This window comes from Vallitalea pronyensis (assembly GCF_018141445.1).
GTDB classification, from domain to species: Bacteria; Bacillota; Clostridia; order Lachnospirales; family Vallitaleaceae; genus Vallitalea; species Vallitalea pronyensis.
The window spans coordinates 435,591-447,685 of sequence record NZ_CP058649.1; the positions used below are offsets into that span (position 1 = coordinate 435,591).

General features: G+C 36.8%; 8 protein-coding genes and 1 other annotated feature. Of the genes, 5 read left to right on the top strand and 3 right to left on the bottom strand.

Annotated elements, in window-relative coordinates; all coding sequences use genetic code 11:
- Positions 1–6: 6 nt before the first annotated feature.
- Positions 7–2,613: a bifunctional acetaldehyde-CoA/alcohol dehydrogenase gene (adhE, locus tag HZI73_RS01860; protein WP_212696569.1), complete on the bottom strand. Its 2,607-nt coding sequence runs from the start codon at positions 2,611–2,613 to the stop codon at positions 7–9.
- A 993-nt stretch (positions 2,614–3,606) separates the two neighbouring features.
- Here adhE and HZI73_RS01865 point away from each other — a divergent pair.
- Positions 3,607–4,668 carry an HD-GYP domain-containing protein gene (locus HZI73_RS01865; protein WP_212696570.1) on the top strand — a complete coding sequence of 354 codons (1,062 nt, stop codon included), beginning with the start codon at positions 3,607–3,609 and terminating at the stop codon, positions 4,666–4,668.
- Positions 4,669–4,714: 46 nt separating this feature from the next.
- Positions 4,715–4,923 (top strand) — a binding site (T-box leader).
- 60 nt (positions 4,924–4,983) lie between these two features.
- Positions 4,984–6,270: a serine--tRNA ligase gene (gene serS, locus HZI73_RS01870; RefSeq protein WP_212696571.1), complete on the top strand. Its 1,287-nt coding sequence runs from the start codon at positions 4,984–4,986 to the stop codon at positions 6,268–6,270.
- Between the two features lie 146 nt (positions 6,271–6,416).
- Here serS and HZI73_RS01875 read toward each other — a convergent pair whose 3' ends face one another.
- Complete coding sequence (locus tag HZI73_RS01875) at positions 6,417–6,695, bottom strand: ArsR/SmtB family transcription factor (RefSeq protein ID WP_212696572.1); 279 nt, start codon at positions 6,693–6,695, stop codon at positions 6,417–6,419.
- A 294-nt stretch (positions 6,696–6,989) separates the two neighbouring features.
- On the opposite strand from HZI73_RS01875, the gene HZI73_RS01880 reads away from it, so the two are divergent.
- Together HZI73_RS01880 and HZI73_RS01885 are read left to right on the top strand one after the other, a co-directional pair.
- On the top strand, positions 6,990–8,264 hold the full coding sequence (locus HZI73_RS01880; RefSeq protein ID WP_212696573.1) for an O-acetylhomoserine aminocarboxypropyltransferase/cysteine synthase family protein: 1,275 nt from the start codon (positions 6,990–6,992) through the stop codon (positions 8,262–8,264).
- Positions 8,265–8,553: 289 nt separating this feature from the next.
- Positions 8,554–9,429: a DUF3881 family protein gene (locus HZI73_RS01885; RefSeq protein WP_212696574.1), complete on the top strand. Its 876-nt coding sequence runs from the start codon at positions 8,554–8,556 to the stop codon at positions 9,427–9,429.
- A gap of 184 nt (positions 9,430–9,613) precedes the next feature.
- On the opposite strand, the gene HZI73_RS01890 is transcribed toward HZI73_RS01885, so the two are convergent.
- Entirely contained in the window at positions 9,614–10,945 is a 1,332-nt protein-coding gene (locus tag HZI73_RS01890; protein WP_246552507.1) for a M28 family metallopeptidase, read from the bottom strand.
- A gap of 161 nt (positions 10,946–11,106) precedes the next feature.
- Here HZI73_RS01890 and uvsE point away from each other — a divergent pair, with 161 nt between their 5' ends.
- Entirely contained in the window at positions 11,107–12,066 is a 960-nt protein-coding gene (gene uvsE, locus HZI73_RS01895; RefSeq protein ID WP_212696576.1) for a UV DNA damage repair endonuclease UvsE, read from the top strand.
- Positions 12,067–12,095: the final 29 nt, after the last annotated feature.

Below are 12,095 nucleotides of genomic sequence, written 5' to 3' on the forward strand. Positions count from 1 at the left end.
TCTATATTATTTTCCGTAGTAAGCTTTTTTGTATAAGTCTACAAGTTCTGTAATAAGCGGCATTCTTGGGTTTGCTGGTGTACACTGGTCTTCAAATGCCTTATCAGCAAGGTAATCAAGTTTACTTAGATATAGTTTTTCATCAATATCACATGCTTTAACTGTCATAGGCATATCTAATTCTTTCATGAGTGTACGTACTGCATTTGCTAATGATTGTACACCTTCTTCTGATGTACTAGAAGGTAATCCAATATGTCTAGCAATCTCAGCATATTTTTCAGGAGCAATAAATTTTTCGTATTTAGGGAATGAAGCAAATTTAGTTGGTGTAGTGGAACCATTATATTCAATAACATGTGGTAATAAAATGGCATTGGCTGCACCATGAGGTACATGGAACTCTCCTCCTAATTTGTGAGCAAGGGAATGGTTAATACCTAAGAATGCATTGGTAAATGCCATACCTGCAATACAAGAGGCGTTATGCATTTTTTCTCTTGCTTCAGCATCATTTCCATTTTTATAAGCTCTTGGAAGATACTTAAATACCAGTTCAATGGCCTTCATAGCCAATGCATCCGTATAATCAGAAGCCAGTACAGATACGAATGCCTCTATAGCATGTGTCAGTACATCCAGCCCTGTGTTCGCTGTGACACGAGCGGGGACAGACATAACAAAGTCAGGGTCGATGATGGCAACATCGGGTGTTAACTCATAATCTGCTAAGGGGTACTTAATGCCTTTTGTTTTATCGGTAATAACAGCAAAGGATGTTACCTCAGAACCTGTTCCTGAAGTTGTTGGAATGGCAACAAACTTTGATTTTTTACCCATTGCAGGGAACTTGTATACACGTTTTCGAATATCCATGAACTTAAGAGCCATATCGCTAAAACGCGCTTCTGGATGTTCGTAGAATAACCACATACCTTTAGCCGCATCCATTGGCGAACCACCACCCAGTGCGATAATAACATCTGGGTCAAAGTTTTGCATCATTTGTGCACCCTTTTTAACGGTTTCAATGCTGGGATCAGGTTCAACATCACTGAAAATTTCGCAGTGTACATAACCGTGTCTATTTCTTAAATGATAGAGCACTTTGTCCACATAGCCAAGTTTAACCATGTAGGGATCTGTAACAATAAATGCTTTTGTAATATTTGGCATTTTACTAAGGTATTGCACGGAACCAGGCTCAAAGTATATTTTTTCTGGAATCTTAAACCACTGCATGTTCACTCTTCGGATCGCCACCCTTTTCTTATTAATCAGGTTGATTGCTGTTACATTAGAAGTGGTGGAGTTCTTACCGTATGAACCACATCCTAACGTAAGGGATGGCATATTTGTATTATAAATATCACCAATAGCACCATGGGTTGAAGGAGAGTTGATAATAATACGGCCTGTCTTTAAGCGATCAGAAAAAGCATGAATAACGTCATCATCATTAGAATGTACCACAGATGAGTGGCCAAGACCGCCGATTTCTACCATCTTTTCACTTAAAGCAATACCTTCTTCAACATCCTTAGCTTTAATAATAGCTAAGACAGGTGATAATTTTTCTTTTGATAGGGGATACTTATCACCAACACCACCTATTTCACAACACAGAATCTTTGTATTTTCCGGTACATCAATACCTGCTAACTTTGCAATTTCTACTGGGGATTTACCAACAATAGCTGCATTAACCATACCTTTTTCAAGATTCATGACAACGCCTTCCACTCGCTTCGTTTCAGCTTTTGTTGTAAAATAGCAATGGTGTTTCTTCATATAATCTGTAAAGGCTTTGTAAATAGGTTCTTCAATAATTGCAGCTTGCTCAGACGCACAAATCATACCATAATCAAAAGCTTTTGATAGAATGAGGTCTGTAGCAGATCGTTCAATATTAGCTGTTTTCTCAATAAAGCATGGTACGTTACCAGGTCCCACACCAAGGGCAGGTTTTCCTGTTGAGTAAGCCGCCTTCACCATGCCTGATCCACCTGTAGCTAGGATAAGGGAAACACCAGGATGGTTCATTAATGCACTTGTAGCTTCTAGTGAAGGTGTTTCAATCCATTGAATACAATCTTCTGGTGCACCTGCTTTGACAGCTGCATCTCTTAGAATTCTTGCAGATTCAGCGGAACACTTTTGAGCAGATGGATGAAAAGCAAAGATAATGGGGTTTCTTGTTTTTGTGGAAATAATAGCTTTAAACATGGTTGTTGAAGTAGGGTTTGTAACAGGTGTTACACCAGCTACTACACCAACAGGTTCAGCAACCTCCATGTAATCTTCTTCTTCATTTTTATCAATGACACCAACTGTTTTTTCATATTTGATACTATGATAGATATACTCTGTAGCAAAGAGGTTCTTTGTAATTTTATCTTCGTATACGCCTCTACCCGTTTCTTCTACTGCCAGTTTGGCAAGATACATGTGTTGGTCCACACCAGCAAGGGACATTTCCTTGATGATATTATCTATTTGCTCCTGATCCAGGTTCATGTAAGCTTCAAGAGCCTTGTTTGCTTTTGATACCAATGTATCCACCATCTTGGTTACATCCATATCATTTGTTTTTGTAACTTTTTGATTTGCCATAAGTTCTACCTCCTTCATTATTCTTATCTTATTTTTACCAATGCATAACCATTAAATTATGTTAAATGTTTCACAAATCTTACTAAAAAAATAATGAAAATCTTTCGTCGAGGATATCGTAACAGATTGATAAATAATTGTCAATCCCTTATACCAAAAAACACAGCCAATATGTGTACATAATAACGATAAATACAGTATACAAGCTGTATGAATGCCTATATATAAACACGGTTATCATATATTGTTTGTGCAAAATTGCCATAAAATAAATGCTTCTTTTGACAAGCAAACCTACTTAAGTATGTAATACCACATAAAATAGTTAAAATTATAACAAAGTTACTATTTTATAATGGACAAAAAAAACCTGCGTTTCAGGGGGGGAATAAAACGCAGGTTGAGGGGGGTATTAGATGATGTACCATGTTCATGAGGCTTATTGACTAAACCTAATTCCTCATAAATATAATATTGTAAATAAATGGTACATTAATAATCATTGCCAATATAAGTCTTTTTATTCATTTATTTTAATTTTAATTGAAGAGATGCTGAAAAAGTGATATTATAATATCGATTAACCTTTAATCAAAAAGAGCTTTCTACATTAAATAGACACAAGTTGTATTGATGGTAAAAATAAAGGCAGGATTGTATGTATATTTTTTTAACATTTGTAGGCTGTTTCATGACACATGTTATATGATTGTTCAGATAGGGACTGTGCGATAATATGACCAATGGCAGTATATAAATGGTAACAAAGCATACTTTTTTGTTCATATATTTTTGGCTGAATATAGGCAATCAGAGTTTTTGGACGTTAATCATCACAACGTTTTTCTTGGTTGAAAATATATAGGAATATAGAATGTGTTCGTTAAAAAAAGTATAATAATAGGGCAATTATACTTCATTGTAGGGATGATAACGAAATTAACATATGATAGATGTTAAAACATGTTTTATAATTCCATAGGTGGGATAATTATGAGAAGAGTACTGATCGACAATCTAAAAGGAAATGAGATTGTAGCTCGTCCAGTTTATTCAGTGAATGGTAGCTTTCTCTTATCGAAAGGAATTCATATAAAAAGATCTTATATGACACGATTAAGAGAACTTGGAGTAGATTACATATATATTGAGGATGAACTATCGAAGGGTGTGGAACTCAATGATTTCATTGAGGACAAGACACGTGAGAATTGTAAAAAAGAAGTGAAGAAAGTATTAGAGGTGTATAGCACCCAAGGGCATTTGGAGTTAACCAATGTTGTTAATGCTGCTCATGATATTGTTGATGATGTTTTATCACAACGCAATATTATTGTTAATCTAGTGGATATACGTCGAAAAGATGAATATACATATGCTCATTCGGTTAATGTATGTGCTTTAGCAGTCTTGATGGCCATTAAGTTAGGCTATAATAAAAACAAAGTCAAAGACATTGCTGTTGGCGCCCTATTGCACGATCTTGGTAAAGTGCTTATACCAGAAGAAATACTAAATAAGCCCGATAAACTCAGTGAAAAAGAAAATGAGATGATTAAAAAGCATGTTATTTATGGCTATGAAGCTTTGTCAGAGGCTTCATGGATTAGCTCTATATCGAAAGTGATCATTTTAACCCATCATGAAAATATAGATGGTTCAGGATATCCTTTTGGATGGAGCGGCAATAAAATTAACAATGCCACAAAAATCATTTCTATTTGTAATGTTTTTGATGCGATGGTTACAAGGAATGCCCAACGTGACGCTTATAAGATATATGAAGTTATTGAATACCTTGTTGCGAATAAGAATCGCTTATTTGATGCTGAACTTGTGGATGTGTTTATTAAATACATTGCTGTTTATCCTTCTGGTATGGGTATCATAACCAATGATGGAAGAAAAGGTATTGTGCTTAAACAAAATAATGGGTTCACGACCAGACCCATTATACGGATATTAGAAGATGAACATGGTAAGTGTGAAGACTGGATTGAAATTGATTTATTGGAGAATAAAAAAATCTTTATTGTAGATACTTATGAAATATAAATAAAAATCATTGAAATATAAAATCATATGGATTATAATAAATAAAAGAATTGCTATGATGGAAAATAAGATTGCCTTCGTTTTTAAGAGAGTCAGTGGTTGGTGAAAACTGATAAAATGAAACAATCTGTCCACTTCCGGAGTAACTGATGATGAATCAGAGGTTAGTCACCTTTATCAAACTATACAAGAGATTATAGCCCAATGGGCTGTAATAATTTGGGTGGCAACGCGGAGATACCTTTCGTCCCATGATTTCATGGGATGGAAGGTTTTTTAGTAGGAAAAAATAAATACATGTAAAGGAGTGTAGATATGTTAGATTTAAGATTTTTACGAGAAAACCCGGATATTGTAAAGCAAAATATGAAAAACAAATTTCAGGATAGTAAGTTAGAGTTGGTGGATGAAGTAATAGCGTTAGATATAGAGCGACGAACCACCCAACAAGAAGCGGACCAGCTAAGGGCTAAGAGGAAAAAACTTTCAAAGCAGATTGGCGGGCTCATGGCGAAGGGTGAAAAGGATGAAGCAGAAGAGGTTAAACGACAAGTAGCGGCAGGTTCTGAACGCTTAGTGGAATTAGAGGAAAAAGAAAGAGTACTGGCAGAGCAAGTAAACAAGATCATGATGGTTATTCCCAATATCATTGACAAAAGCGTCCCTATTGGTAAAGATGATAGTGAGAACGTAGAGGTAGAACGGTATGGGGACCCTGTGGTACCCGATTTTGAGATTCCGTATCATACTGATATCATGAAGCGATTCAACGGTATTGATTTAGAGAGCGCTAGAAAAGTTGCTGGTAATGGTTTTTATTATCTCATGGGTGATATGGCTCGCATTCACTCGGCGGTCATTTCCTATGCGCGAGATTTTATGATTGATCGTGGTTTTACCTATTGTATTCCGCCGTACATGATTCGTAGTGACGTGGTTGCAGGTGTTATGAGTTTTGCTGAAATGGAAGCCATGATGTATAAAATAGAAGGTGAAGATCTCTTTTTAATTGGTACAAGCGAACATTCCATGATCGGTAAATACATTGATACGATTTTACAAGAAACGTCATTACCACATGCTTTAACAAGTTATTCACCTTGTTTTAGAAAAGAAAAAGGGGCTCATGGTATAGAAGAAAGAGGTGTTTACCGGATCCATCAATTTGAAAAACAAGAAATGATTGTGGTGTGTAAGCCTGAAGACAGCATGGCGTGGTTTGATAAGTTATGGCAGAACACAGTGGATCTATTTTGTTCCATGGATATACCTGTCAGAACATTAGAATGCTGTTCAGGGGATCTTGCAGACTTAAAAGTGAAGTCCATTGACGTAGAAGCTTGGTCGCCTAGACAGAAAAAGTATTTTGAGGTAGGCAGTTGTTCTAACCTAGGGGATGCACAGGCAAGGCGCTTAAAAATCCGAGTAGTCGGAGAAAGCGGCAAGTTCTTTGCACACACCTTAAATAACACAGTTGTTGCGCCACCACGTATGCTCATTGCTTTCTTAGAAAATAACTTAAATGAAGACGGTTCTGTAAATATTCCTGTTGCTTTACGGCCTTATATGGGTCACCAATCCGTCATTAAACCTGTTAACTAGTTTCACAGGATAATATAATAGAGTGCCTATCCATCTTTTGTAGATGATGAGCACTCTTTTTGCTATAAGAAAGTGTTGATGCATACTTTCTTTGGCACTTTAGCTTCCCTGAGGGAAGTTATTACGAAGACGCTATTCTTGTGTAATTATTCATCAAATAAAGACGTTACAAGATCGATGGCGATTTGATTGACTACTTTATATTTTATTTCAAGTCCGTTTCGTTCACCAACAATAATACCAGCTGACTTTAATTTTGCAAGATGTTGGGAGACTGTTGATTGAGGTATATTTAGACAGCTCTGCATGAATGAAACATTACAGCCTTTATTTCGAAGTAATCCGTTGACAATACACAGCCTAACGGGGTGTCCTAATACTTTTAGAAGCTCAGCTACTTCGTAATAGTTATTGATATCTTCCATTTGATAATCCCCCTAATAAGTCCTTACCCTTAGCTTTTCTCTTAATGGCTTTCAATATTCTATATTTTATTGTAGCAAACATATTTAGGGATGTAAACCTATAGATTTAAAAAAGACGCAGAATTAAAAAAATTATATGAGTAAGGCTAAGCATGCAAGTTGAAGGGCATCAACATGTAAAAAAATAGTATCATGGCACAATAGGAACACCTTTTCATTGAATTTTTATACATTCTATTTTATAATATATACAATATTTAAAGTCGGTACATCCATAAGAAGGAGGTCATTAACGTGGATAATAAGTGGCGTATAGAAACAACAGCCGTACAAGGCGGTTATGAACCAAAAAGTGGTGAACCCAGAGTCTTACCTATTTATCAAAGCACAACCTATAAATATGATACTTGTGAACAGGTAGCAAAATTGTTTGATCTGGAAGCCCCAGGACATATGTATACAAGAATCAGCAATCCAACATTAGAGGCACTAGAAAAGAAAATGGCAATGATGGAAGGTGGTATAGGTGCTATGGCCACGTCATCTGGACAAGCAGCGACGATGATAGCCATTATGACCATCTGTTCATCTGGAGAACATATCGTAGCAGCCAATACCTTATATGGAGGTTCTTTTTCTTTATTGAAGACAACCTTTGAAAAATTTGGCATTGATGTCACATTTGTTGACCCTGAATTAAGTCTGGAAGCCTTAAAAAGCTATATTCAACCCAATACTAAAGCGGTATTTGCAGAGACCATTGGGAATCCTTTACTAAATATCTTAGATTTTAATAAGTTTGCCATGTTAGCCCATGACAACCAACTACCCCTAATTGTTGACAATACATTTGCTACACCTTATCTATGCCGTCCCATTGAGCATGGAGCGGATATTGTCATACATTCTTGTACGAAATATATCGATGGGCATGCCACAAGTGTTGGTGGTATGATCATTGACAGTGGCCAGTTTGATTGGACCAATGGTAAGTTTCCAGAAATGACATCTCCTGATGCCAGTTATCACGGTGTGGTATATGTAAGAGACTTTAAGGAAGCAGCCTACATCACCAAAGCAAGAGTGCAATTATTACGGGATATGGGTTCAACCATGAGTCCTTTTAATGGGTTCTTAATGAGTGTTGGATTAGAGACTTTGCCACTCAGAATGGAGCGGCATAGTGAAAACGCATTATCCATTGCTAAGTGGTTAGAGCAGCATGACCAGATTGAATGGGTGGTATATCCTGGTCTAGATAGTCATCCTAGTCATGCTTTAGCTAAGGAGTACTTGCCTCTAGGATGCAGTGGTGTTTTAACCTTTGGTGTAAAAGGTGGTCGAGAGGCAGGGGAAAAGCTCATTAATAACCTCAAAATGATTGCCTTAGTGGTTCATGTGGCAGACACACGGTCTTGTATGCTCCATCCAGCAAGTACAACCCATCGTCAGTTAACCGAAGAGGAGCAATTGGCATCAGGGGTAAGACCGGATTTAATACGGTTTTCTGTTGGTATTGAAAACATAGAAGATATTAAGGCGGACATCGAACAAGCACTACGCCAATAATCAATCATAGGTCAAATAAAGGCTATCTGGGTTATGCTAAAGAGAAGAAACGAAGGATAAACGTTTCCTCAGCTTTGCAGCATAATTTGGGTAGCTTCTTTGTGGATATTTCTAATGGATAAAGCTAGACAATTAGTGCATTGAATGATACTATAGTTCTAGTTACACTTATATGATGCATAACGACAAGATGAAAAAGATGAAGGAACTCTTTAAGTCAAAGAGCAACTATATAGCGCGTTACATCATGATGATTTGACTTATTAAAGCTAAAAGAGTGGTGAATAGGATGGAAAAGTACTTAAGCGCAATTGGCTTTAAAGGATATGCCAATAAAGAACAAATAAAAGAGCTAGTCAGAGATATCATTCAAAACCCAACAGAGAAGTATATATCTAATTTTGGCAAGGAAAAGCTAAAGGTAGAATACCATAAAAAGTATCAAGAAGAATTGGGCATCATGGTTCGAGGAGAATTAGACGACCAGGAAGAGATAAAAGTTTCATCCGTGCTACCCTATAAGAAAGGTACAATTCCCATGGATGTAGGTGAGATTGATGTGATAGAAGCTGATTTTGGTAAAGATGAGTATTATGGTTTTTTTGAAGATGATAAAACAGGTAATGCCATGACTTTTTACTTGCAAAATCTAGTGGATTACTTTGATATTGGTGAAGAAAGAGATGTCTATATACGTTGCCTTCGATTGGTTGCTTTTTCCATAGAAGGAACGGTTATATTACCCATAAGTAAAGATGAAGTGGATATCATGGTGGAAGAAGAAGAGGAAAAATGGCGGGCATCCCTATTGGAAATGGCAAAAGATGGTGATGAAGAGGCTATCTCCTTGTTGGAAATCGATGCAGAGCAAACAGAAGAGCTGTTTCAATACCGGACAAGACATGAAGATTTATTAACCATATTAGAAGGTTATTTTATACCCCATGGGTTTCATGAATCGGAATATTCCCTTCTTGGTACCATATTGGATTCTCGTATGGTCCGTAATACCATGACAGGTGAAGAGGTTTATATCTTAGATTTAGATTGTCTTAATTTTCGCGTAGAGGTGTGTATTAATAAGAAGGATTTAATGGGTATACCCTCAAAAGGCATGCGCTTTAAAGGCGTCTGCATGATACAAGGACATATTGAATTTGTTTAAATAATGTGGCTATGGCATTAAAACATGTGTTTGATGCCATAGCCTTTTCATTGTTCTTTAGGAAAGTCCTCTGAATTTAGCATATGAAATAAAAGTGTTTTCATATGCGTCCAGGAAACTTGCCTAACGCAACAACGTGCTTCGCAAGACGCGACGAAGTCGCTTCGTTCTGGACGGTGAATGCCTATGCTGTCAATGGGTGTAAGAGGTTTCTCTCAATCCATCGTGCTCCAGTAACAGATAAGGATACATCCTCATGGCGTCGGAACATGTTCCCATCATGATGGATAATAAAATCATATAGAACATCTACAACACGATTCATATAATCATAGTCAACGATATCAACGGTATCTTCAGGCGTATGAATGCTAGTCGTGTCGTTTTCGCCAAAAACTTCTCCTTGACCAATGGTTACACCGGGAACATTCATCCGATTAAAAGAGTAGTGGTCACTTAAACCATAAAATTGGTCGGTTACCGGTATATCACTTTCAGAAAAATGATTAAATAAGGCTTCTTGTAATTTTTTATTGAGAAGCAATTCTTCTCGTTGGCTATTAACGGCTAGATCACCGCCATCTTTTTTTCCAATACAGTCCATATTGATGTTGTATAGAAAATGATAGTGCTCTTTGATGCTTGGGACAAAAGCTTTACTGCCCATAAGGCCATATTCCTCACCATTAAGGGCGGCGAATACAATATCCATGTCAAAAGGTTCTTCAAGGGAGCGTTTTTTAAGACGTTCCGCTAATTCAAGAAGAATGGCAACACCTGACGCGTTATCAATGGCTCCTCGAAAAATCGTATCTCCTGCAAAGCCAACATGATCAAAATGGGCAGATAAAACAAGGGCATGGGTTGAATCCTTTCCTTTAAGAATGCCTATCACATTGTTAACCTCTTTTTCTTCTGTCGATACGTTATCTTTATAGGTAACATAGTCCACATCTTTTGACATGAGATCATCATATAGCGTGTTGGTAATCTCAACGGAGAATTTATCATCGCTTCTAACGTGGTTTGATTTAAACAATACATCAGTTTTCTTAAACCGGCCAACAGCATTTGATTGTCGAAAGTTAAATGCAGGAGTATGTTCATCTACGATAATTATCTTGTCATCTAAATCATGGATATCTGTTGTTATCTGGGTTTTGACAGATGTATCTTCGATCATGGAACCTAGAAAATCTAAGCCATAAACATAGCTTTTTTGCGTACCATCTTTGTAAAAAACGGTTAACTCTTGTGTTGCAGTAGCTGGATCATAGGTAGATTGTTTGTAGTGGTGATAATATTGATCATTGTAGGTATCCAGTTCAAAGGTTTTATATTGGTCAGCAATATAGGATGCAGCAAGCTGATTACCTTCTGTTCCAGTTGAGCGTCCCATGCATTCGTCAGATGTCAAAAAGGTAAGACTGCTTTCCAGTGTATGTAAGTCTTTATCTTGTTGGGCACAAGAGGTCATCATGGTCAGTATGAGAATTGTGTGAATAAAGTGTACCATCTTTTTCAAGGTTAATCCCTCCTTTACAGGCTACAAATGTAGTCTGTATATAGTATAGCATATGATGGCAATATCGTCATTACTACATGATATTATATGAAAGAAGCGAATAAAATAATGCTCAAGATAAATACTAATGTTAATATAAAGTAGGTGAAAGCATGCATATACAATTGGGCTACGTAGCTCTGGCACTTGGTTTAGAGAAAGTAACGTCTTCAAGTACGGTTACTTATCGGTATTATAAAGGTTTAACCAGTGAACAAAAAATAAATAAGCTTAAACAGGTCACAGCATCCAATATACGAGACTTAGAAACCATACTTCAATATAATGACGCACATCACATTCACTTTTACCGATTAACCTCCTCTTTAGTACCCCTTGCAACCCATGATGAGGTAATCGGTTGGCCTTATCGACGGTTGTTTAAAGCAGATTTTGAATACATGGGCAGATTAATCAAAGATTTAGGTCTTCGCGTAGATGTTCATGCGGACCAATTTAATGTCATTAACAGTACCAATCCAAAGGTGGTTGAGAATACCATTCGTAATCTTCTCTATCTGGCCTATATGTTAGATGATATGCTCTACTCAGAAGGGAAAATTATCATACATGTAGGGAGCACTCAAGGAGGAAAACAAGCATCATTAGAACGGTTTGTTACGCATTTTGAATACTTCCCAAAAGCCATAACCGATAAAATCATTATTGAAAATGACGATAAAAGTTTTGATATGCTGGATGTGTTAGGCCTTTGTCACCGCTTGAAGGTACCCATGGTACTGGATGTCCACCATCAACATTGTCATAATCGAGGAGAAAACCTCCATGATTATATAGAAACCATTTTCAACACTTGGCAAGGTGATCCATTCATCCCCAAAATTCACTATTCCAGTCCAAAAAATACACCCATGGATAGACGGCATAGTGATTTTATTGATGCAAAGGCTTTTGTGGCTTTTATAGAGAAAACGAAGGCATATACAACCCATGATTATGATATCATGCTAGAAGCCAAAAAAAAGGATTTGGCTTTATTTCAATTAGTGGAAGATATAAAAACCATGGATCTTTCATGGGGGTTTCTGGATGAAACCACCATAACATTATAGAAAACAGTCATAGTGAAAAGGGAAAGACT